The 23369-nt window shown below is 62.9% G+C and carries 12 protein-coding genes; 2 read left to right on the forward strand and 10 right to left on the reverse strand.

Features of this window, described 5'->3' with window-relative positions:
- Positions 1-15: 15 nt before the first annotated feature.
- The 8 genes from uxuA to AAFH49_RS03330 form a co-directional block, all read right to left on the reverse strand.
- Positions 16-1182: a mannonate dehydratase gene (uxuA, locus tag AAFH49_RS03295; RefSeq protein WP_342295983.1), complete on the reverse strand. Its 1167-nt coding sequence runs from the start codon at positions 1180-1182 to the stop codon at positions 16-18.
- A 148-nt stretch (positions 1183-1330) separates the two neighbouring features.
- Positions 1331-2152: an SDR family oxidoreductase gene (locus AAFH49_RS03300; RefSeq protein ID WP_342295984.1), complete on the reverse strand. Its 822-nt coding sequence runs from the start codon at positions 2150-2152 to the stop codon at positions 1331-1333.
- Positions 2153-2210: 58 nt separating this feature from the next.
- A complete protein-coding gene (locus AAFH49_RS03305) occupies positions 2211-4484 on the reverse strand; it encodes a glycoside hydrolase family 3 N-terminal domain-containing protein (RefSeq protein ID WP_342295986.1) in 2274 nt (757 codons plus the stop codon).
- A gap of 255 nt (positions 4485-4739) precedes the next feature.
- The gene (locus AAFH49_RS03310) at positions 4740-5606 is read right to left on the reverse strand and encodes a sialate O-acetylesterase (RefSeq protein ID WP_342295987.1); all 867 of its coding nucleotides are present in this window, start codon (positions 5604-5606) and stop codon (positions 4740-4742) included.
- Positions 5607-5609: 3 nt separating this feature from the next.
- Complete coding sequence (locus AAFH49_RS03315; RefSeq protein WP_342295988.1) at positions 5610-7052, reverse strand: hypothetical protein; 1443 nt, start codon at positions 7050-7052, stop codon at positions 5610-5612.
- A complete protein-coding gene (locus AAFH49_RS03320; RefSeq protein WP_342295989.1) occupies positions 7052-8923 on the reverse strand; it encodes a glycoside hydrolase family 2 protein in 1872 nt (623 codons plus the stop codon). Before AAFH49_RS03320 ends, AAFH49_RS03315 begins: the two co-directional genes overlap by 1 nt.
- 125 nt (positions 8924-9048) lie before the next feature.
- Positions 9049-10563 (reverse strand): RagB/SusD family nutrient uptake outer membrane protein, encoded by a 1515-nt coding sequence (locus tag AAFH49_RS03325; protein ID WP_342295991.1) that lies wholly within the window; start codon positions 10561-10563, stop codon positions 9049-9051.
- 48 nt (positions 10564-10611) lie between these two features.
- On the reverse strand, positions 10612-13815 hold the full coding sequence (locus AAFH49_RS03330) for a SusC/RagA family TonB-linked outer membrane protein (protein ID WP_342295992.1): 3204 nt from the start codon (positions 13813-13815) through the stop codon (positions 10612-10614).
- Between the two features lie 308 nt (positions 13816-14123).
- Here AAFH49_RS03330 and AAFH49_RS03335 point away from each other — a divergent pair, with 308 nt between their 5' ends.
- Positions 14124-15137, forward strand: coding sequence for a LacI family DNA-binding transcriptional regulator (locus tag AAFH49_RS03335; RefSeq protein ID WP_342295993.1), 1014 nt, complete (start codon positions 14124-14126; stop codon positions 15135-15137).
- Between the two features lie 336 nt (positions 15138-15473).
- Here the strand turns inward: AAFH49_RS03335 and AAFH49_RS03340 are convergent, their stop codons facing one another.
- Positions 15474-20846: a carbohydrate-binding protein gene (locus AAFH49_RS03340; RefSeq protein ID WP_342295994.1), complete on the reverse strand. Its 5373-nt coding sequence runs from the start codon at positions 20844-20846 to the stop codon at positions 15474-15476.
- A 463-nt stretch (positions 20847-21309) separates the two neighbouring features.
- Here AAFH49_RS03340 and AAFH49_RS03345 point away from each other — a divergent pair, with 463 nt between their 5' ends.
- Positions 21310-22233, forward strand: a complete 924-nt coding sequence (locus tag AAFH49_RS03345) for an aromatic alcohol reductase (protein WP_342295995.1) — start codon at positions 21310-21312, stop codon at positions 22231-22233.
- Between the two features lie 80 nt (positions 22234-22313).
- Here AAFH49_RS03345 and AAFH49_RS03350 read toward each other — a convergent pair whose 3' ends face one another.
- On the reverse strand, positions 22314-22985 hold the full coding sequence (locus AAFH49_RS03350) for a T9SS type A sorting domain-containing protein (RefSeq protein WP_342295996.1): 672 nt from the start codon (positions 22983-22985) through the stop codon (positions 22314-22316).
- Positions 22986-23369 lie beyond the last annotated feature (384 nt).

The following is a 23369-nucleotide window of genomic DNA, read 5'->3' on the forward strand; positions in this document are numbered from 1 at the left end:
TTTCCGGCTGATAACCTACGCCAGGCTGCGCGCGATGCCCATTTCCAGCCCGCGCAATTCGGCCAGGCCGCGCAGGCGGCCGATGGCCGAGTAGCCGGGGTTGGTTTTCTTGTGCAGGTCGTCGAGCATCTGGTGGCCGTGGTCGGGGCGCATGGGCAGGCGCACGTTGCGCCGGTGCATGGCCTCTATTAGCTCGCGCATTACGGCGTACATGTCCACGTCGCCTTCGAGGTGGTTGGCTTCGTAGAAATTTCCCTCCGCGTCGCGCTGGGTGCTGCGCAGGTGGATGAAGTGGATGCGCCCGGCAAACTGGCGCACCATGGCCGGTAGGTCGTTATCGGCCCGCACGCCGAAGGAGCCGGTGCAGAAGCACAGGCCGTTGGCCGGCGAAGGCACGGCGGCCGCCAGTGCGGCCACGTCCTCAGCCGTGCTCACCACGCGGGGCAAGCCCAGGATGGGGTAGGGCGGGTCGTCGGGGTGAATGGCGAGATTAATGCCCACCCGCTCGGCCACCGGCACAATTTCCCGCAGAAACAGAATTAGATGTTCACGCAGTTTGGCCGCGTCGATGCCATCGTAAGCGTCCAGCGCCTTCTGGAATTTTTCCAGCGTGAAGCTCTCCTCGCTGCCAGGCAGGCCGGCGATGATGTTGCGCTGGAGCAGCTGTTTCTCCTCGGCGCTCATGGCGGCGAAGCGGGCTTCGGCCTTTGCTAATTCTTCGGGCGTATAGTCCTGGGCCGCATTCCGGCGCTTCAGTAGCTGGGTGTCGAAGGCCACGAAAGCGGCTTTCTCGAAGCGCAGGGCTTTGGAGCCGTCCGCTACTTCGTAGGCCAGGTCGGTGCGCGTCCAGTCCAGCACGGGCATGAAATTATACGTCACTGTGAAGATGCCGCAGGCCGCCAGGTTGCGCAGCGACTCCTGGTAATTGGTGATGTATGGCTGAAAATTGCCGGTGCGGGTTTTGATGTTTTCATGCACGGGCACGCTTTCCACCACGCTCCACGTCAGGCCGGCGGCCTTCACGATTTCCTGGCGCTTCTGGATTTCCGCCACAGTCCAGACCTCGCCATTCGGGATGTGGTGCAGGGCCGTCACCACGTCGGTAGCGCCAGCTTGGCGGATGTCGGCGAGGCTCACGGGGTCGTTCGGGCCGTACCAGCGCCAGCTTTGGATAATGGGCATTTTGGGATGGGGTATTGTTTAGTAAGAACGTCATGCAGAGCGCAGCGAAGCATCTTTACCGCGCAACGCAATTAGTTACTACTGCGGTAAAGATGCTTCGCTACGCTCTGCATGACGGGCTGTTATTGTTCATCAATGAATAACAAAATCACACACCGCTGTAGGCGTTGAAACCGCCGTCCACCACTACCGTCTCGCCGTTCACAAACCGTGAGGCGTTGCTCAGCAAATAAATCAGCGTGCCCGTCAACTCCTCCGGCTCGCCGAAGCGCTGAAAGGGCGTGTGGCTGATAAACTTGGTGGCCCGCTCGGTGTGCGAGCCGTCGGCGGCGATGAGCAGGTCGTGGTTTTGCTCGGTGAGGAATACGCCCGGCGCGATGGCATTCATGCGAATGCCGCCCCCGTAGCGTAGGCCCAGCTCGGTAGCCATCCAGCGGGTATAGCCTTCGATGGCGGTTTTGGCCAGCGTGTAGCCCATCACTCGGGTGAGGGGCCGCTGGGCCGTGAGCGAGGAAATATTGACGATGGAGCCCGTGCCCTGGTCGGCCATCACGCGCCCGAAAACGGTGGTCGGAATCACGGTGCCGAACAGGTTCAAATCAACCGCCCGGCGCGTGTCTTCGATGCCCACATCGAACAGATTCTGGCTCGGGCCGACGGTGGCCCCCGGCATGTTGCCGCCGGCCGCGTTCACCAGCCCGTCGATGCGGCCCCAGGTGCTCATGATTTTATCGCAGGCCGCATTCATCTGGGCCACGTCAAGCACATCGGCCAGCACCACCAGCGCCTCGCCGCCGATGGCGCGGATGGCGGCCGCCCGCGCTTCGGCCCGCTCGGCGTTGCGGCCCAGGATGGCCACTTTGGCCCCGGCCTCAGCCACGGCCAGCGACATAGATGCGCCCAGCACGCCAGTAGCGCCGGTGATGATAACGACCTTATCAGCGAGGGAAAATTGGGATAGGGAAGGCATAAGTTTGTTTTTGGTAGAGGTTAATTGGGGCGGCTCAGCATGACGCTCAATAATCGTGTTACTGCAATTCCAGCACGCCTTCCAGCCGGATATCATCCGAAGCGCTGCCGACCATTAGGTTGAACTTGCCGGGTTCGGCGGCCCACTCTAGTTTCGAGTTGTAGAAGGCCAACTTGTCTTTGTCGATGGTGAACGTCACGGTCTTGCTCTCGCCGGGCTTGAGGCTGACTTTGCGGAAGTCCTTGAGCTCCTTGAGCGGCCGGGCCACGGAGGCCAAGGGGTCGCGGAGGTAGAGTTGGGCCACTTCCTCGCCGGCTATTTTACCGGTGTTGGTGAGCGTGAAGCTGACCTGGGCCGACTCACTGGCTTTCAGCTGAGCCTGGCTGATTTTCAGGTCTGAATACTTGAACGTGGTGTAGCTCAGGCCGTAGCCGAAGGCGTAGCGCGGCGTGTTGGGCGAGTCGATATAGGCCGACTTGTAGCGGATATCGCCGGGCTTGGTGATGGGGCGGCCGGTGTTGTACTGCTGGTTGTAGGCGATGGGAATCTGACCCACGCTGCGCGGGAAGGTGATGGGCAGCTTGCCGGCGGGGTTATAGTCGCCGTAGAGCACATCGGCCAGGGCGGTCCCGCCTTCCGAGCCGGGCCACCAGGCATAGAGAATGGCATCGGCCTGCTCCGATATGGCATCGAAAATTAGCGGCCGGCCGCCGAAAACCACCACCGCTACGGGTTTGCCGGTGGCTTTGAGGGCTTTGAACAAATCCTCCTGCACGCCGGGCAAGTGGATATCGGTGCGCGACTTGGCCTCGCCGCTCATGTCCCAGGCCTCGCCCACGGTGAGGATGATGACATCAGCGTTTTTGGCGGCGGCCACGGCTTGCTCGAAGCCGGCGCGGCTGTCGCCGCTCACGTTGCAGCCTTTGGCGTAGAGCAGCTCGGTGGTTTTGCCGGCGCGCTGGCGCAGGCCGTCGTAGAGTGAGGTGATGCGGGTGGTGTCGGTATCCACGGCCCAGCTGCCGTTGAGGTTGCGCCGGGACTTGGCCAGCGGGCCGATGACGGCTACGCGGCGTAGGGCTTTGGTGAGGGGGAGCGTGGCTTTTTCGTTCTTCAGCAGCACCAGGGATTTCTGGGCCATCTGGCGGGCGGCGGCGCGGTTTTGCGGGTCGCTCAGGACTTGCTTTTCACGCTTCTCGTCCGAGAATTTGTACGGGTCATCGAATAGGCCAAGCTCGAATTTCTTGCGCAGAATACGGCGCACGGCATCGTCCACGAGACTGACATCCACCTTGCCGGCTTGCACCAGTTGGACCAGTTTCTGGTGGTAGGCGTCGCTCTCCATGTCCATGTCGGAGCCGGCGGTGATGGCCTTTTGGGCGGCATCGGTTTTGTCGGCCGCGTATCCCCAGTTGGCCAGCTCGCCGATGGAGCCCCAGTCGCTCACCACGAAGCCGGGATATTTCCACTGGCCTTTCAGGATGTCGCGCTGCAAGTAGGCGTTGCCGGTGGCCGGGATGCCGTTCAGGGTGTTGAACGAGTTCATGAACGTGGCCACGCCGGCCTCAGCGGCGGCGCGGAAGGGCGGCAGGTAGGTTTCCCACAGCTGCTGCTCGCTGATGTCCACGGCGTTGTAGTCGCGTCCTGCTGTGGCGGCTCCGTAAGCCGCGAAGTGCTTGGCGCAGGCCATGATAGCATCGGTGCCACCCAGCTTCTCACCCTGGAAGCCCAGCACGCGGGCTTTCGCAATCTGCGAGCCGAGGTAGGTGTCCTCACCGGCGCCTTCCATCACGCGGCCCCAGCGCGGGTCACGGCCGATGTCCACCATCGGCGCGAAGGTCCAGTGAATACCGGACGCAGCGGCCTCTTTCGCTGCCACGTGCGCGCCAAGCCGGATGGCGTCCAAATCCCAGGAAGCGGCCTCGGCCAGCGGAATGGGGAAAGTGGTCTGGTAGCCGTGAATGACGTCGAGGCTGAACAGCAGCGGGATGTGCAGGCGCGATTCCAGCGCCACGGCCTGGATTTCGCGCGTGTCCTTCACGCCCTTCACGTTCAGCATCGAGCCCACTTGCCCGGCCCGGATGCTGCTGAGCAGCGTGTTCTTGCGGTCGCTGGCCGGGCCGGTCACCTCGCGGCCCGAATACTGATTGAGCTGGCCCACTTTTTCCTCCAGCGTCATCTGAGCGAGCAGGGCCGAGATGCGCTGCTCGATATCAGCCGGGCTGGTGGTGGTTACCGCAGGCACCGGTTTTTTCTTTTGTGCCAACGCGGGCAGGCTGGGCAATAGGCCCAGCAACAGCAGCGGCAACAAGGGCTTGGGAAACGAAAGAGTCATTTAGTTGCGATAAAAAGCCGCTTCAGCAGCTGGGAAAAGGGGTTGTGCATTCTGGCGGCCACCGGCCACAGCCGCCCCGGCCGGGGCCTCAGTCATACGTTCCCACCATTCTCGTGAGGCGCAGTTCCGGCCGGGAGGGCTGTTTTTCGGACTCCGGTACGGCCAGCGGCCACCAGATAAGCACAGAGATTCCGGGCGAGCCCGGGGAATCAGGAAATGGAGAAAGAATAGATTTGCAGGAGGATATTAAGCTGGTTACTTGCGCCGGGCCGGGCGTTGCAGCAGTTGCATGGCGGCCGCGTAGCATTGCCCCATCAGCCGCGCCGAAACGGCGTTGAAATGGGTGTGGTCGCCGATATCGGCCGTGCCCTCGGCGGTGACAAAAGCGTAATGCGGTACCTGCTTTTGCAGCCCGGCCACGGCTTCGTTGATGCGCACGGCCGCATCGTTGATTTGGGGCCGGCCGTCGGGACTGGTTTTGGTAAGCTGAAAAGCTGGTAGCTGCCCGGCCACGAAGGGCAGGTTGGGCGCTTGCAAATCGGCTCGCAACTGCTTGATGAGAATCTTCAGCTTCTGCTGATACAGGGAGCTTTTTTCAGGGCTGCTGTCCGATTCGCCTTGGTGCCAGATGATGCCGACAAGCGTGCCCGCCTGCAGGGCGGTTTTGGCGCGGGCCAGGGCATCATCGTAGGGGTGCGATTTGTTGCCATCGTAGTAGGCACCGGGCGTCCAGGCATCAATGCCCGAGCCGCCCACCGCGCACGGAATCAGCCCAATGGTGACACTGGTGTCTGCCGCGGCCATGAACCGGCCGAAGGTCAGCCCCGGCCCCACGCCGGCAATGCTTTTGTCGAAGTGAATCGGGTCTTTGGCCACTTCCCACTGCCCGCCTGGATTCAGGCGCAGCACGTGGCGGTTGGGCACCGTGTCCTCGGCTTCCACCATGCCCCGCCCGGCCATGTTCGACTGTCCAATCAGCAGGTAGAGCTGGAATTTCTCCTTACGAGCCGGCGGGCTTACTACTTGGCGGAGGCGTGGTTTCAACGCTTGTGCCCGCGCTCCAACTGCTGGCAGTAGAGCCAGTAGCAGGATGTTTAGCAGGAGCAAGCGGGTGGGTTTCATGGGTTATTGCGGCTGGCGCTGGTCGAAGAAATCGGCCAGGTGATACATCTGTTGGTTCAATTCTTTCATCTTGTCCAGCAGGGGCTGGTAGGGTTCGAGGTTGTTGTCCACGATACCCTTGTTGGCGTTGGTGTTCGAGGGCTCGGCGCCCACCAGCGTGGGGTCGTTGTCCTGGTATTTGAACCAGTGCCAGCCCACGCAATTCTTCGATTCGAGCAGGCCCAGCGTGAAATTCTGGTAGAAGAGGCCACGGTCGGCCTGCGTTTTTACCACCCAGCCGGCACCGGCGGTATTGGCCAGGCCGGGGGCGTCCTCGCCCTTCACGTACCACTCGGTCACGATGAACGGCTTACCGGCGAAGATTTCCCAGTCGCGCACCCAGGTTTTTTCGGGCGTCCAGTTGTTATAGTAGTTGATGCTCACGGCATCGAGATACTTGCCGGCCACCTTTATCAGCTCCGGGTAGTAGCGCTGGGCGCCGTGGAATCGGCAGCCCAGGTACATATGGTTGGGGTCGTACTTCTTCATGGCCTTGGCCACGATGCTGAAGTAGCGGTCGGCCGCGTAGGCCAGGAAATCGGCCCGGTTCTGGTCGGTGATGGTTTCGAGGGTGATGTTGCGCTCGTCGGCCCACTTTTTGGCGGCCACGTAGCCGGGTTCGGTGGGGGACAGCTTCAGGTAGCCGTCGAGGTTTTTGCGCAGGAGCGGCATCTCGTTATCGGAGAAATAGCCGAAGAGGTTCTTGTCCTTCTTATTCGCGGCCAGCTTTTTGGCCTGCTCCTCCACATACTCCGGGAAGCCCGGGTCGAAGGTGAAAATCACGTCGTTGGGGTAGCCTTTGTGGCCGGGCTGCACGTAGGTGCCGCCCCGCTTGCTGCCGTAGCCGCTCATCCAATCCAGGTTGATGGTGTAGGCCAGCGGCTGGTCGGCTTTCAGGTTTTCCGCTTGAATCTCCTTGGTGGCCGACCACGCGCCCGCGCCATTGAACCCATTCGCAAAGAAGAACTTGCGGGTGGCCGTCATCCAGCCGGCGCGGTCGCCGTACTTGTCCTTTAGTGCTTTCTGAGTGCGTTCGGACCCACCGGGCTGCACATCATTTGGGGCGTTGTGCAAGAAGTAATAGCCGTCCGGGTCCACGGCCCACCAGCGACCGTTTATCTTCTCGACGTGGAAGAAGCCGGTGGCTTTGGTTTTCTTATCGAGCCGCCCGCCGTATTTGTCTAGCTTGGTGGTGGCCGGCGCAAAGCCTTGCAGCGTGGCAATGGTGCGGGTGGGGTAATTCTTATACTCCGAGAAGCCGGCTTTGCCATCGACGGTGGAATTGTTGATGGTCTTTTTGGCGGCGACGCGCAGGGTGTATTCGGCGCTGTCGCGGGACTGAGCGTGGGCCGTGAGGGTGCACAGGACGAGCGCAGCGGCCAGCCATTGGGATGATTTTGCAGTCATTATTTTCCAGTATCGTATTTCGCCGCCTGCTGCCGGTAATATTCCTGCAGCGTGAAAAATGCCTTCTTCTTCACGCCTGTGCTCGAAATCAGCCCCTTGCGGTTGAAGCCGTTCTGATACACCGGGTGCTGCCGCCGCGTGGCGCGGAAGTCGGCCAGAATCCAGGGCGTCATGCCGCGCAGGCCTTTGATGGTGCTCAGCATCTTCAGCTGGTTCACATACAGCGCCTCCTGGTATTCCTCACTCCAGCGGGTGTCGGCGTCGCCGTGGTAGCCGGCCAGGGCGTCGCCGCCAAACTCGCTAATCATCACCGGCTTGTTGTATTTGATGTCGAAGGTGTACTTCGTGATTTCGCCGGGCTTGCCGCCCCAGTACCAGCCGGCGTACTCGTTGAAGCTGGTTAGGTCGAGCGACTCACCCAACGGGTCGTCCACGTGAATCACATTGTCGGGTGTGCGGTGCAGCTCCAATGCGGCGGCGATGAGGCGCGTATCGTCTAGAGCGCGGGCTTTTTTCACGAGGTTGGTCATGAAGGTGAGGCGCGGGGCGCCGAGCGGGGTTTCATTGCCGACGGACCACACCACGATGCTGGCCCGGTTTTTACCCATCGAAATCAGGTCGGAGAGTTGGGTCTCGGCGTTCTGGTAGGTGGCGGGGTTTTGCCAGGCAATGGTCCAGTACACGGGTACTTCGGCCCACACCAGCAGGCCCATTTCGTCGGCCAGCTTGAGCATGGTTTCGTTGTGCGGGTAGTGGGCCAGGCGCACGTAGTTGCAGCCCAGCTCCTTGGCCCAGGTGAGCAGCATTCGCAGGTCGCCCTCGCCGCGGGCGCGGCCGGGGATGAGCGGGTTTTCATCGTGAATGGAAATGCCGCGCAGGAACGTGGATTTGCCGTTCAGCAGAATGTCCTGGCCCCGCGTCTGGATGGTGCGGAAGCCGATTTTGTCCTGCACCGTTTCGGTGCCGTTGGTCAATGAAACCGCATACAGCTTGGGGCTCAGCGGCGACCAGAGCTTCAGCTTTTTGGCCGGCAGGCTGAAGGTGGCGCGGCCTTCACCGTCGGTTTTCAGCGTTTGTTTGATGCCGGCTTCGGCAATGTTCAGCGTCACTGCTTGGCCGCTTTTGCCCGCGCCATCAAGCTGCACGTAGCCGGCCAACTGGCTCATATTATCCTTGGCCAGCTGCACTTTGTAGTCGACGATGAACGTCTCCGGCGCTTCGGCGATGAACACGTCGCGGGTGATGCCGCCGTAGTTCCACCAGTCGGTGTTGATGGTGGGCACGGCGTCGAGGTGGCGGGTGTTGTCGGCCTTCACCACCACGAAGTTTTCGCCGCTAGAGTTCAGCTTGCCGGTCACCTCGTATTGAATGGGCGTGAAGCCGCCTTGGTGCATGCCCAACTTCTTGCCGTTCAGGTAAATGTGCGACTCGTAGTTAATCGCCCCGAAGTAGAGAAAATAGCGTTTGCCGGCCGTGGGCGTGATTTTGAAGCTCTTTTTGAGCCAAATCGTGCCTTCGTAATACAGCAGCTTAGGGTCCTGCGAGTTCCAGTCGCCAGGAATCTGCAGGGCGACCGAGTGGTCGAAATCGTACTCAATCAGCTCAGGCTCCTGGGCGGTGCTGGGTTTCTGGTTGTCGTAGTAGCCGCCTTTGCCGCTGGCCGATTTATCGAAAGCCTCGCGGCGGTAATCGTAGAAGCCGTTTTCGTAGGGGTCGATGATGTAGTTCCAGCTGCCGTTGAGGCTGAGCACGCGGCGGGCCGGGGCATTCTGAATGAGGCTGGTTTGGGCCTGGGCCGACGAGCCAGTGAAGAAGCCAGCAATGCCCAGCACGAGGACCAGCAGCATTTTCAACGGTGTGGGGTGGGTCATTATCAAAGGAAAAAGTAGACGGGAAGTGGCAAAAAAAGAGTGAAGCGAAGAGGCGACAACCCCCGGCCCTTGCAGAGGCCAACGGGGCTGTCGCGTACTCATCACCTCACCATTTCACCAATTCTCTATTTGTAGCCGTCATTCTGGGTCAGAATGGGGTTGGTGTTGATTTCCTGCACCGGGATAGGGAAGAGCAAGTTGTTGGCCGTGATGCGCACCGTGGAGTTGTTGCGGGCGAAGAAGGCATTCATCACCGGGATGGCGCGGCCGGTGCGCACGAGGTCGAACCAGCGGTGGCCTTCAAAATTCAGCTCCAGGCGGCGCTCCAGCTCCAGGCGTGTGCGCAGCACGTCGGCGGTGGTGGTGCTGGGCAGGTCCACGGTGGCATTGGCAGTGCCCACGGGCAGGCCGCGCGAGCGACGGATAACCTGGTTAATGGCCGTGAGGGCGGCGGCACTGGGGCCGGTAGCCTCGTTCACGGCTTCGGCATACATGAGCAGCACGTCGGCGTGGCGCAGCACAATCCAGTCGTTTTCGGCATCGGTGGCGCTGGTGGGCGTGTCGATGTACTTCTTGGTGTAGTAACCCAGCGAGGTGGCTGCGCCGGCGGGCAGCACGTAAGACGTGGCCGCGCGCACATCGGTGGGGCCGCTGGCCGTGAAGGCCGCAATCAGGTCGGGGTCCACGGTGTTGAACTGCTGGCCGGTGTAGGCCGCGCCCAACAGCGATGTGGACTGGGCCGTGGTGTAGGCCGGCATAAACCAGGTGGTGAAGGCGCTGCCTAGGCCCAGGGTACCCTTGGTGTAGCGCGCCGCGAAGATGATTTCGCTGTTCATCTCGTTGCTGGTGGCGAAGATGTTGGCGTAGGTGGCCTGCAGCGCGTAGGTCGTGCCCGTGACCAGGGGCAGCAGCTTGTCGGCGGCTGCCTGGTACTTGTTCTGGGTGAGTAGCACCTTGCCGAACAGGGCGGTGGCGGCGCCTTTGGTGGCGCGGCCTAGGTTGGTGGTGCCGGTGTACGTCACGGGCAGATTCTTCTCGGCAAAGTCCAGGTCTTTTTCAATCTGGGCGTATACCTCGGTGATGGGCGCTCGGCCGTACTGGTAGGCATCGGGAATGGCCTGAATCTCCTGGGTCACGAGCGGCACCGCACCCCAGATGCGCACGGCATTGAAGTAGGTGAGGGCCCGCAGGAAGCGCACCTCGGCGTAGTAGCGGTTGCGGGTGGCATCGGTGAGCTTCACGCCGCCGGCCCGGCTCAGGATGATGTTGCAGCGGGCAATGGCGCGGTACGTGAACAGCCAGTGGTTCTGGATATTCGGGTTGTCGCTGAACAGTGAGAAGTCGTTGAACTCGTTCAGGCGCTCGCCCGAAGTCACGGTATAGCTGTTATCGGACGGGATTTCGCCGAAGATGAACATGCCGCGGCTGCCGCCCGAGCGGCCGTACAGGTCCTGCATGGACGAGTAGGCGGCCGTCACCCCGTTGAGGATGCTCAGCGAATCGGTGTAGCTCTCGGTGGTGGGGATGCGCGTGGGGTCATTCAGGTCGATGAATTCCTTCTGGCACGAAGTGGTGCTCAGCGTGCCCAGGCCCAGCAGCGTGGCCACGGCGGCTCCCGAAAAGAGTTTATTTATAGTCATGGTGGGAATTAGTCAGTAGTGATTGGGGCAGTCCGTCAGGCTCCGGCCTTAGAAACCGAGCTGCAGGCCCAGCGTGATGGTGCGGTTCATCGGGTACGAGCCTTGGTCCACGCCGTAGGTGGGGTTGGTGGTGTTGCCGTTGATGTTGGCCTCCGGGTTGTAGCCCACGTACTTGGTGAAGGTGTAAAGGTTCTGCACCGAAGTGTAGATGCCGGCGCTTTGCAGGCCGCCCTTCTTGGCCCAGTCCGTGGGGATGTTGTAGCGCAGGGTCACGTTGCGAATGCGCAGGAACGAGCCGTCCTGAATGAAGTAGGAGTTGAAAACCGTGCGCAGTGAGGAAGCCGTGGTGGCATAAGGCGTTTTGCCGTCGCCGGGGTTGTCGGGGCTGCGCCAGCGGTTGGTCAGCTCCACGCGGCCGTTGGTGGCGCCGGGGGCGTTGAAGGTGTACCGGTCGCCGGCGTAGAGCACGTCGTTGCCCTGCGAGCCTTGCAGCGTGACGGCCAGCGAGAGGGCTTTGTAGCCGAAGGTGTTTTGCAGGCCGTAGGTAAAGTCCGGGAATGGGTTGCCGATGACGCCAATGTCGAGCGAGTTAATCTGCCCGTCGCCGTTCACGTCCTTGAACTTGAAGTCGCCGGGCTTAACAGCCAGGTTGCTGCCCGTCCACTTGGGGCTGCTGTCCACGTCGGCCTGGTTCAGGTAAATGCCCTCCTGCTGGTAGCCGTAGAACACGCCCAGCGGCTGGCCCGGCACCACCCGGATGGAGCTGGTGTAGCCAAACACGGCATCGAAGGTAATCTGCTCGTTGGCCCCGGACAGCGCCAGCACCTGGTTGCGGTTGAAGGACAGGTTGGCGGAGCTATTCCAGGTGAAATCACCCTTCTCCAGGTTCACCGTATTGAGCTGGAATTCCAGGCCGCGGTTGCGTACCTCGCCCACGTTGGCCAGCGCCCGCGACGAGTAGCCGAGCACCGACGGAATGTTGGTGTTCAGGAGCAAATCGGTGGTGTTGCGCTGGTAGGCGGCCACCGTCAGGTAAATGCGGTCCTTGAACAAGCCGAGGTCGAAGCCGGCATCCACCTGGGTATTGGTTTCCCAGCCCAGGTTGCGCAGGGCCAGGCCGTTGGGGGCGAAGCCGTAGTTGCGCACGCCGTTGCCGGTGCCAAACACGTAGTTGGCGGCCGTCTGGTAGCTCTGGTAGTTGTAGTCGCCGATGTTGTTGTTGCCCGTCACGCCGAACGAGCCGCGCAGCTTCAGTTCCGAAATCGCGGGAATGGCCTTAATGAAGGCCTCTTCGCCAGCGCGCCAGGCCAGGGCCGCCGAAGGGAACGTAGCGTAGCGGTTATCAGGGCCAAAGCGCGAGGAACCGTCGGTGCGCAGCGCGGCCGTCAGGATGTAGCGCTCCTTGAAGGCGTAATCGACGCGGCCGAACAGCGACGTCAGCGCGTTGGCGTTGTACCCGGCCTGGCCGAAGAGCTGGCCGGCGGCGGTAGAATACTCAATGGCCGTGTTGGTGTAGGTGCCGGTCTGGCCCAGCACGGTGCTGCTCTCGTTGGTGTTGCGCTGGGCCGAGTAGCCGGCCAGCACGGTCAGGTTGTGGTCGGGGCCGAAGTGGCGGTTGTAGGTGGCCGTGTTTTCCCACACCCAGTTGAGGTTGGTGCCGTTTTGCTGCCGCGCGTCGATGTTGTTCAGGATGGGCGTCGAGAGGTTGGCCCCCGCGTTGCTCACCGTGCCCAGCGTGGCCGGCACGTAAATGGAGCGGCGGTTATTGAGCATTTCGGCCCCGAAGTTGGTGCGCAGGGTCAGCCCCTTGACGACCTCAAAATCCAGGAACGTGGAGCCCAGCGCCCGTACCGCGGTGGTGCGGTCCTGGTACAGGTCGATGGTGGCCACTGGGTTCAACAGGTCGCCAGGGGTGGTCACGCCCGAGCCCGAGTTGCGGATGGCGCCGTAGTCGCCATTGGCCAAATGCACCGGAATGATGGGCGGCAGAATCAGGGCCGCCGTCACGATGGCCGTTTCGCCGCCCGGGCCGCCGCCCGAAATGTTGCCGCCGTTGTAGCTGCCCGAAATCGGCTTCACGTCGGTGCGCGAGAAGTTGGGGGCCAGACTCAGGCCGATTTTCAGCTTAGGGCTTAGCTGCGCGTCGTAGTTGGCGCGCAGGGAAAACCGGTCGTAGCCGGTGTTCTTGATGACACCTTTCTGGTTGAAATAGCCGCCCGAGATGTAGAAATGCGATGCCGCTGTGCCGCCCGAGGCCGACAGCTGGTACTGCTGCTGCGAGCCGGTGCCGAAAATCTCGTTCTGCCAGTCGGTGTTGGGCAGTTCGGCCGCGCCGGGTGCCAGCGTGGCCGGCAGGGTCTTGGCGCCGTTGGTGTACGACTCGCGCAGGTACTCCAGGTACTGGTCGCGGTTCATCAAATCCACTTTCTTGGCCACTTCCACCACCCCGGCGTTGGCCGTGAAGTTGAAGCGGGTTTTGCCGTCGGCCACGCCGCGCTTGGTGGTTACAATCACGATGCCGTTGCCGCCGCGCGAGCCGTAGATGGCGCAGGCCGCCGCATCTTTCAGAATCTGAATGCTCTGAATATCAGCCGGCGGAATCTGGTAGTAGCTGTCGGGGCTGTTGAGCGGGTAGCCGTCCACCACGTAGAGCGGCGAGTTGCCGGCCGAAATCGAGCCCAGCCCGCGAATACGGATAACGGCGCCCGCACCCGGCTCGCCGGAGGGCTCGGTAATCTGCGCGCCGGCCACCAGGCCCACCAGCGCCTCGGAGGGCGAGGCCACCGGAATCAGCTCGACCTGCTTGGCCGAAATCGAGGAAATGGACGTAGCCAGTAGCTTCTTTTCCTGTACGCCGTAGCCCACCACCACCACCTCGTCGAGGCTTTTGGCATCGGGGGCCAGCGCGGCGCTGATGCTGCTGCGGCCATTCACCGCTTCCTCCTTGAGCAGATAGCCCACGAAGGTGAAAATCAGCGTGGCGTCATCGGGGGCTTTGATGGTGTATTTGCCGTCAGCATCGGTCTGGGTGCCGTTGCTGGTGCCTTTCACGATGACGTTGACGCCGGGCAGGCCCGCGCCTTTTTCGTCCAATACACGGCCCGTAATCGTGATGTCGGCCCGCACGGCGCGCGGGGCAGGGGGGAGGTCGGCGGCCGTGGCCAGGTGCAGGCCGAGGCCCAGGCTCAGGGCTGGGAGCAGCACCAGGGGCCGCAGGCAGCGCCGGAAATCAAGTCGTAAAGTGACCATCATATTGGGGGTGGGAGTTTGGTGACAGAGGGAGACGAAGCCGGCCGGCGCACCGCACAAGGGCGGGCTCATCGGGGACTGGTGCAAGTCCGAAGCTCAAACGCGGAGCTTAAAACCGGAGCTTTGCTCTGCGAATTACCGGATTGTAATCTGCTATCTAATGCAATAGCAGGCCTTTATTTACGTAAACGTTTGCAGCAAATCGGGCCATTTTGGGTGCTTAGCGGTTGGGCTTTGTAACTTGCCAGACATTCATCAGCCCCGAAAAAGGCTGTCTCCCCTTTTTTCTGTCCCAAAGCCACCCTCCCCCCATGACGCCCGTGAACCTGAAGTCGCTGGCCGAAGAGCTGAACATGTCCATCGCCACGGTGTCGCGGGCGTTGCGCGACAGCCACGAAGTATCCGAAGCCACCAAGCAGCGCGTGCGCGCCCTCGCCGCCGCCCGCCACTACGAGCCCAACGCCTACGCCAGCAGCCTGCGCCGCAACATCAGCAAGACCATCGGCGTGGTGATTCCCAAGGTGGCCAACCACTTCTTTGCCTTGGCCATCAATGGAATAGAGGAGGCCGCCCGCCAAGCCGGCTACCACGTCCTCATCTACCTCACCCACGATGATTACGCCCGCGAAGTCTCCATTGTGCAGCACCTCAAAGGCGGCCGGGTCGATGGCCTGCTGATGTCCGTAGCCAGCGGCACCGAGGACTTTGCCCACATCAAAAGCCTGCGCGAAGCCAACATTCCCATCGTGTTTTTCGACCGCGTGTGCGCCGAAGTGGCCACCGCCAAAGTCACCACCAACGACTACGAAAGCGGCTACCAGGCCACTGAACACCTCATCCAAGCGGGTTGCAAGCACATCGCCCACCTGCTCATCTCGAATAACCTCTCCATCGGCCAGTTCCGCCTGCAGGGCTACCTCGATGCCCTCACGGCCCACGGCCGCCCCGCCGACCCCGACCTCATTCTGCACGGCGTGATGGATAACCAGCAGAACGTCGGCCTTATCCGCGAGCTGCTGCAGCGCCGGCCCGATATCGACGGCGTGTTTGCGTCCGTCGAGCGGCTGGCCATCAGCACCTACCACGTCTGCAACGAGCTGGGTCGCCGCATCCCCGAGGACATCAAGGTTATCGGCTTCTCCAACCTCGAAGCCGCCGCCCTGCTCGACCCGCCGCTGTCCACCATCACCCAGCCAGCCTACGACATCGGCCGCGAAGCCGCCAAAATCCTCCTCCGCGCCGTGGAAAAGAAGAAAGCCGTGCTCCCCAGCCAAAGCGTGGTGCTGGAGTCGACGCTGTTCGCGCGGCAGTCCACCGCCGGCTGAAGCCCGGAATGGAAGTCCGGGACCACCCCGCGTTTGCCCGGCCACGCCCCAACGCTAAACCGGGAGCGAAAATCGATTAACCGATGGTAAAAACGTTTTCCGGGATGGCGGAAAGCGTCAACCCCATGGTGAAAACCATAAACCGGACGGTGATTTAACTTTCGGCAATGGCGGAAACTGATTTCACCACGGGAAACCGACGGTTTCGGGGGGATGTACGTGCTGAGCGTTGTAGGGGCGGGGCCTGCCCCCGCCCGCCCGTTCGCATCGTTGCAATGATTCCGTTCAACGGCGGGCGGCGGTAGGCCCCGCCCCTACATTCCTTGGTTTGGGGATTTACTCCAGCACCACGCGCCTGGTGAGGACCTGGCCGGCGGCTTGCAGGCGCAGGGTATACACGCCCGCAGCCAGTTCCGGGGTAGCGAAATCGGCCGTGGCCCCGGCCGCATTCAACTCAATGATGCGCGTGAGTACCGCCTGGCCCAGGGCATTGAACAAGGTGGCGCGAACCTCACGCTGGCCCGCCAGCGGCGGCAGCAGCACCGTGAAGCGGCCGTGGGCCGGGTTGGGGTAGATGCTGACCGAGGCGGCATCCAGCTCTGCCCGGGTGGCCGTGACGGTGGCCGGGCGCAGCACCAGGCTAAAACGGCCGGTGCCCGCCGTGGCCGTGGCCAGCGTGAAGGCGTACGTGGTGCCCGCCGCCAGCAGCTGTTGCGTGCCCATCAGGGCATCGCGCAGGTACACCGTGGCGGGGCCGAAGTTATTCAAATCAGCCACCTCGAAGGCGAAAGTGCCGGCTTGCGGCACGCGCAGGTGCAGCGGCACCACCACTTCCGTGGTCCCGGGCAGGGGCAGGCCGTTGATGGCCAGCGGGCGGGCGGCGGCCAGGGTGGCCAGGTCGAGGCCGGTGGGGTTGGGCAGCTTCACGGCATCAAATTCGGCATCGACCCCGGCCGTGGCCCCGGCTTGCAGGTAGAGAAAGGCATCGTCGGTCAGGGTGGGGCCGGTGAGCTGCAGGTGCAGCAGGGGCCGCGTATCGGCCAGGCCGCGCCCGAACACAGGCTGGGGGGCGAAGGTGGTGACGCGGTTGGCGTTGGTCAGGTTCACGGCGGCGGGCGTGCCGGGGGTGCTCACCCGCACGAAGTAGCCCGAGCCGGCAACTACGAGGGGCGTGGTCCCAATGCCGTTGGCGTAGCTGCGGTAGGTGCCGGCGTAGTGCCCGGTGCTCTGGTACACGTAGGCGGCGGCGTCGAGGCCGGGGCGCTGGGCGGCGGTCACGGTGCTCCAGTCGAGGGGGCTGGGGTAGGGGTTGCCCAGCAGGTGCCAGCCGGCGTCGGCATCGGTGCCCCGGCTCAAGGTGCCGGAGGGTTGGGCGGCGTTGTTGAAGGTACCAGTGAAGGCCACGGGCGCGGCCGTAGCGGGCGCGTTCACGGTGTAGCCGCGCGTAGGCTGCATCACGTCGGTAGCATCGGCGGGCGAAAACCAGCCCTTGTCGAAGGCGCTGTAATTCGAAGTAACCGTGGCAATCCGGCCCTCATCATACCCAAACACCGTGGGAAAGGGCGCTACCGCGCCGGGCGTGGCGCTGGTGTTGTAGGCCGGATTGAACGTCGGGACGAAGCCCGGCGTGCTCAGGCTGGCAAACGTGGCCCCGGCCACCGGCGAGCTGAAATGGCGGTAGGCTGGGCCGGTCACGCCGCCGGTGATGGCCCGCTGCATGGTGCCGCTGCCCATGACCACGCCGCCGGTATTGTCAATCAGGGCCGTGCCCGCAGCCGAGGACAGCAGCGTGAACGATTGGCCGTTGGTGCTCAGGTTGCCGGCTTGCAGGCGGGCCACTTGGGCGATGCTCACCGGCTGGCTCAGGGTGAGGCCGAGGGCATTGTTGACCGTCAGGTTGCGCACCTGGGCGGGCAGGCCCGCGCCGGTGGTCTGGGCGGCGGTGCCGTTGTAGGTGTAAGAAGCATCCGCATCGAAGGTGCGGAGGCCGCTGACCTGCACCGCCCCGGTGGCGGCAGTGGCCGCCAGGCCGGCCGGCTCGCAGATTTGCAGCTCGGCCCCGGCCTGCAATTCGAAGGTGGCCGCACCGGTGAGCGCCTTGCAGTTGGTGCTGAGCACGCCGCCCGTTTGCACCACCACCTCCGATGCCACGCTGGTAGCGCCCACCAACGTGAGCGCGCCGCCGGCCTGCACCGTGATGCTGTTGTAGGTGCCGCCGGCGGTGAGGCGCAGGCCGTCGGGCACCACCAGGTCGGGGCCGGTCACGGCGTTGCGCAGGCTCTGGATGTAGTCGATGTTGGGCTGGCCGAAGCCGTAGCCCCAGTTGAAGGCGGTGCTTTTGCTGAGCGCGCCCTTGGCCCCGTTGTAGTCGGTGGCATCTTGGGTGGGGTTGAGGGGGTAGTGGAAGGTACCGCCGCCGGCATCGGTGCCATCGGGCGAAGTCAGCTTGGCGCTCGCCACCGACAGGTATAAGGCGGAGGGCACGCCCGCGTTGCCGCCGCCCTTGGTGGCGTAGGCGTGGATGGAGCCCGCCACCCCGGCGGCGGTGCCGGTTTTCACCATCACCATGTCGTACTGCGTGATGTTGTAGGACAAGGTCGGGGCCAGATTGGTCAAATAAGTGGCGTTATCCATCACCAAATCCAGGGTGAAATCCGAGGCATCGGTGTCCTGCACGTAGCCGGTGGGCCCGAACAGGCGGCGCAGCACGATGGTGGTGCCGCTGCGCACGTCGCTCCAGAAGGTGGTGTTGTTGAAACGGTATTTGCCGCCGTTGTCGGTGGTGTTGCTGCTCTCGAAATCCTTCACCACGAGGTTGCGCAGGTCGAGGTGGTCCTGAATCACGAGCAGCTCCACGGCGTCCTGGTTGCCATTGGCGTCGTTGGTGGAGTTGTACACGCGGTTCACCACGATGGTGGGCGGGGCAAAGGCTTGATTTCTCAGTAATTGAATGTAGGCGATGTTGCCCGAGCCGAAGCCGAAGCCCCAGTTGCGGGCGGTGCTGGTGCTGCTGGCCACGGCGGTGCCGTTGTAGTCAGCAGTGCTTTGGGCCGGGTTGGTGGGGTAGAGGAACGCGCCGGTGCCGAGGGCAGTATTGAACACCAGCTTCGGCCCGGTGAGGCCGGTGTAGAGGGCGTTGGTGCTGCCGTTGTTGGAAACCAGCGCGTGGACCGGGTTATCGATGCCGCTGGCCGCGCCCGTCTTCAGCAGCACCATGTCGGTGTTGGTCAGGTTGAAGTTCTGTCCGGTGCCCGATAGGTCGGCTAGATAAGTGGTGTTCTCCATCAGCATATCCACCGTGAAATCCGACGCGTCGGTATCCGTGGCGTAGCCGGTGATGCCCGAAGCCAGCCGCCGGAGCACGATGGTGGTGCCCACGCGCAGGTCCTTCCACAGCGCATTGTCCTTAAACTGCAGCTTGCCGCCGGTATCGCTGGTCAGGTTGGTTTCGAAGTCCTTCACCACCAGTCCGCGAATATCCAGGTGGTCCTGCGTCACGAGCAGCTCCACGGCATCGGTGGAGCCATCGGCGGTCGAGCTGCCGTTGTAGGCGCGGTTCACCACAATGCCGGTGAGGGGCTGTTCTGCAAAGGTCAGCTTCGAGAAGTTGAACCCCCCGCTCACGATGTCGAACCGGAGCGTGGTAGTGGCCGAGGCTTCCAGGTAAACGTTGTTGATAACTACGTCCTGGTACGTCCCGAAACTGCCCGTGGCGGGCACGGCCACCGTGCCGGTGCGGTCCACATCGTTCACCAACAGCCGCAGCGAGCCCGTGGAGGTCGCCCCCGTCGATACCCGCACCCGGAACTGGTAGAGGCCGGTGCGTAGCACGTTCACCGTGTATTTCAGCCACTCGCCGGCGGCCGTGTAGCCCACTTCGCCGATGCCTTCGCCGCTGTTGCTGGTGTCCACGCCCTCGGTGGGGCGGGGGGCGTTGGGGTCGGCCACGGTGCCGCGGTTGGCCACCTCCGTGTCGTGGTAGGCCACGTTCTCGCCGCCGTTGTCGTACTCAATGGCCTTTACCACGCCGGGAATCACGGGCGTAGTGGTGGGGTAGGGCGTGCGAATGCAGCTGCTCACGGGCAGGTAATTTACCTTGGTATTCACAATGGTGGTGTCCGCATTCACCAGCGTCAGCGAAATGGTTTTGTTGCCGGCCGTGGCGTAGGTTACCGCAATCGGCCCCCGGCCGGTGCCGGTGGCCGGCGTGGCCCCCGCGCCGAAATCCCAGGTCAGGGAAGTGGCTTCGCCCAGCACCGAGGCCGTGAAATTCACCGCCTCGGGTGCCACGCAGGTAAAAGTCTTGTCCGCTGAAAAGGACGCCAGCGTGACGTTGTGGCCGGGGCTGAGGTAAGTCGGCGGCAGCGTCTGCTGCGCGTGTTGCAGCGAGTACACAATCTTCCGTGTCAGCGCCCCCTGCGCATTAAACAGCAGCACCAACGTGGACTGGGCGTAGATTTTATCATTGTAAGCCGCATTAATGCCGGCCGGGACGTTGATTTTCAAAGCCGCCGCGCCGGGCACCGTGTTCCCGTCCAGCTGCATCGTAAAGTCGTAGTCCGTCACGTCGCTTTCGTTCAGCACCATCACGGCGGTGGTCCCGTTATCGGTGCTGCTGAGCACCTTCACCGTGGTCTGGTTGTCGGTGGCGTTGAGGTTGGTGCCGTGCAGGTTTTCCGACACCAGCATTTCGTGCCAGTAGGCCGAGCGGGGTTTCACGGTGGCGGCCGTCGGGCCGTCCAGGTAGCCCAAATCGCCCGTCCCGCGCGCCCCGCTGCCCTCGTGAATGGACCACGGCTGCATCGACACCCCCTCATACTTCATCCCCACCCCAAACACCTCGGCCCAGTACTGGCCATTGAGAAAGGAATGCACGCCCACGCCCTCCACGGTGTTGGCCGTGGGGTTGGCGTAGTCGATGTTGAATTCGGTGAGGGCCCAGCGCAGGGCACTGGCCCCGGTGCGGTTGTGCAGGGCGTTGGCATTGGCCATCAGGCCCAGCAGATTGGTCACGTTGTTGGTCAACGTCTGGGCGGCCGTGAGGACGGCCGCGCGGGTCTGCGTGCCGTTGAAGGCGTAGCTGTGGAAAGAGATGACATCGATGTAGTAGCGCCCGTTGGCATCGGTGCCGGTGATGTCGTTGGCCCCGCCCACCAGCGAGGGCATGTAGCTGCCGCCGTAGGAGGCGTTTTCCGGCCCCACGGTGAGGATGGTCGGGTCCACCGCTTTCATGGCCGAGGCAAACGCCTTGATGTAGGCCGCCACGCCGGCCACGGGCACGGGGTTGGGCTGCGCGGTATTGTTCAAATCAGGCTCGTTGCCGATAATCCAGTACCGGATGTTGCGGCCCATCGTCACGTTCACGTACTGCACCACCTGCGCCGCCTGGGCCGCCGTGAAGCGCCCGCGTCCCTCCGACACCTGCACCATCGGCTCGGCCCCGATGCGCCGGATGGAGTCGATGAGGGCGATGTACTGGGCGTTGGTCACCAGGTTGGAGTTCACCCCATTGCCGCCGACGCGCACCATCCGCACCTTCGACTTCTTCACCACCGGCCACAGGTAGTCAAGCTGCCCGTTGTAGACGGCGGTGCCCAGGGCCGTGGGCAGCCAGGCGTTCTGGCCGGCGAGGTAGGGCGAAATGGCCTGGCCGTGGCCGGTGCCCAGCGTCAGCCAGCTCAGCAGCAGGATTGATAGCAGTTTCTTCATCAGGGTGGGAGTTTGGTTGGGAATGACGGAGGGTAGGGCAGGGGCCGGCCCTCCCGAAAAGGACGTAGCCAGCCGGCCAGCCGAAAAGCAGCGGCGGCGAATAGGAACCAGAAAAAATAGGGGCTGAAACCGGAGCAGCCCGCATCCGCCGGCAGCCGGCGAATCAGCGCCGTCCGCGCCTGGCCAGCGCATCCCGGCCGGGCAGAAACCGACCACCGAAGGCGAACAAGTGGCTAAAGGTATTGTCCTGCCGAGCCTAAAAGCTAGGAGGTTAGCGGATTTATCTACGAAAACGTTTGCGGTGAAACCCCGCCGGAGCGGATACCCCCGGGCGGGCATCAGCAGCTCCGAAACCCCCACCACACGACGGAAAACCTCAGTTTGGACGTAGCTTGCCCCCGGCGTGCTGGCAACGCCCCGCCTCCCGCTGGGAGGTTCCACCCAGCAAATCCCCGGCTTCGTTTTGGCAACTCCTCCATCCACCCCGCCGCTCCCTTCGGCACCCATCGTGCTGGCCGGCGCCACCGGCGACCTCGGCTTCCGCATCGCCCGGGAGCTTCTGAAACGCGGCGCGACCGTGCGGGCGCTGGTGCGCCCCGGCAACAGCAAGCCCGAAGTGACGGAATTGCAGGACCTCGGGGCCGAAATAGCCACCGTCGATTTCAACAGCGTCACGGCCCTCACCAAAGCCTGCGCGGGCGCGGCCTGCGTGGTGTCGGCCCTCTCGGGCCTGCGCGAGGTGATTGTGGACACCCAAAAGCGCCTGCTCGATGCGGCCGTGGCCGCCGGTGTGCCCCGCTTCATTCCGTCCGATTACTGCATCGACTACACCAAACTCCCCGCCGGCTCCAACCGCAACCTCGACCTGCGCCGCGAATTCAACCAGCGGCTCGACCAGGCCCCCATCCAGGCCACGTCCATCCTCAACGGCATGTTCACCGACCTGCTCACCGGGCAGGCCCCGGTAGTCCTGTTCGGGATGAAACGGGTGCTGTACTACGGCGATGCCGACCAGCCGCTCGACTTCACCACCACCGCCAACACCGCCGAGTTCACGGCCGCTGCTGCCCTCGACCCCACTACCCCCCGCTACCTGCGCGTGGCCGGCGAGGTAGCCAGCATCCGCGGCCTGCAAGCTGCCGCCACCGCCGTCACCGGCACGCCCTTCAAGCTGCTGCGCGTGGGCGGCCTCTGGGTGCTGGGCACGATGATAAGCGTGACCAAAACCATCATGCCCGCCCCCGACGAGGTGTTTCCGCCCTGGCAGGGCATGCAGTACCTGCACAACATGTTCACGGGCCTGCCCAAGCTCACCCCCCTCGACAACGCCCGCTACCCTGAAATAAGCTGGACCTCGGTGCGCGAAGTACTGGCTGCCCGTAACTAAAACCGCCCCCGCTCCATCCGTTTCCGGTAGGGGCGGGGGCGGCCAAAGCGCCGGACCTTTTCAGGCCCGGGCGGCAAACACTATTCTACCACCAGGCGGGTGGTCTGGGTCAGGGCACCCGTCTCCAGCTTCACCAGGTAGATACCCGAGGCGAGGCCTTGCAGCGACAGGTTCTGGCTTTGCAGGCCAGCGTTCTGGCGCACGGCCGTGAACTGACGCACCGACTGGCCCATCAGGTTCTGCACCGTGATGGCGGCCGTAGCCGTAGCGGGCAGCTCGTACGATACGCTGGCCGACTCCGAAGCTGGGTTCGGCGAAACAGCCAGTTGCAGGATAGCCGCGCTGGCCGATTTGGTAGCCAGCGCAGGGCTGAATGAATAAGCACCGCTCTGGTCGTTGAAGCGCACAGTGTAGCGGCCAGCCGGGGATACCGGGATGTTGGCACCATTGTACGTAACAGCGCCGGGGGCACTGGTCGGGAAGGCTGTTGAACCCCAGCTGTTCGCCCAGGCATTGTCGGCGCGGAACTTCATCTCGAATGCCGAAAACTGCATGGTAATCGTCCAGTCGTGGCCGCCAGCCACCGTCCGGGTCATGGCAATAGAGTTGTCCCAGCCGGTGCCAGCACCAGTTGGGCTAGTAGCCGTGCCGATAACACCGATGGTACCGTATGATGCCAGTTGTGCCATCGACGCGGTGGCCGAGAACATGAAAGCCAGCAGGAAGCTGAACTTGAGCGTAGATTTTTTCATAAAGCGTATTGTTTAAAAATGTTGGTTGGGAATTGTGACTCAAAAGTACGGCTGAATTGTGTTTTATTGTACCAGGCTTGGGGTAAATTTTTCGCCCTTAATGAGGATGGTTATGCTGGAATATATTCCGTCTAGCTCCTGTATAGCCCGAAAGTAGTTGGCATACATACGTTATTTGGTCGGTTTTGATGAGGTACAAACGTTTGCACTTTAAGCGGGGCCAAGTCAAAAAAATACCGCCATTTAGCAAAACAAATCAGGCGCTATTTGCTGATTTCTGCTCGCGGTGCAGCTCGCCGTCGTGCCCGGCCATGAGTATTCCCTCACCAACGGCCGTCTGCTGGTGGATGCATAAGCCCGGCAGCTCAATACCAGGGCTTCAGG

The organism is Hymenobacter segetis (assembly GCF_038448715.1).
Taxonomy (GTDB): domain Bacteria; phylum Bacteroidota; class Bacteroidia; order Cytophagales; family Hymenobacteraceae; genus Hymenobacter; species Hymenobacter segetis.

Coding starts and splice junctions, on each gene's coding strand:
- AAFH49_RS03325 (WP_342295991.1), bottom strand. CDS start 10,563: ATGACTATAAATAAACTCTTTTCGGGAGCCGCCGTGGCCACGCTGCTG.
- AAFH49_RS03335 (WP_342295993.1), top strand. CDS start 14,124: ATGACGCCCGTGAACCTGAAGTCGCTGGCCGAAGAGCTGAACATGTCC.
- AAFH49_RS03340 (WP_342295994.1), bottom strand. CDS start 20,846: ATGAAGAAACTGCTATCAATCCTGCTGCTGAGCTGGCTGACGCTGGGC.
- AAFH49_RS03300 (WP_342295984.1), bottom strand. CDS start 2,152: ATGCCTTCCCTATCCCAATTTTCCCTCGCTGATAAGGTCGTTATCATC.
- AAFH49_RS03350 (WP_342295996.1), bottom strand. CDS start 22,985: ATGAAAAAATCTACGCTCAAGTTCAGCTTCCTGCTGGCTTTCATGTTC.
- AAFH49_RS03305 (WP_342295986.1), bottom strand. CDS start 4,484: ATGACTCTTTCGTTTCCCAAGCCCTTGTTGCCGCTGCTGTTGCTGGGC.
- AAFH49_RS03320 (WP_342295989.1), bottom strand. CDS start 8,923: ATGACCCACCCCACACCGTTGAAAATGCTGCTGGTCCTCGTGCTGGGC.
- AAFH49_RS03315 (WP_342295988.1), bottom strand. CDS start 7,052: ATGACTGCAAAATCATCCCAATGGCTGGCCGCTGCGCTCGTCCTGTGC.
- AAFH49_RS03310 (WP_342295987.1), bottom strand. CDS start 5,606: ATGAAACCCACCCGCTTGCTCCTGCTAAACATCCTGCTACTGGCTCTA.
- uxuA (WP_342295983.1), bottom strand. CDS start 1,182: ATGCCCATTATCCAAAGCTGGCGCTGGTACGGCCCGAACGACCCCGTG.
- AAFH49_RS03330 (WP_342295992.1), bottom strand. CDS start 13,815: ATGATGGTCACTTTACGACTTGATTTCCGGCGCTGCCTGCGGCCCCTG.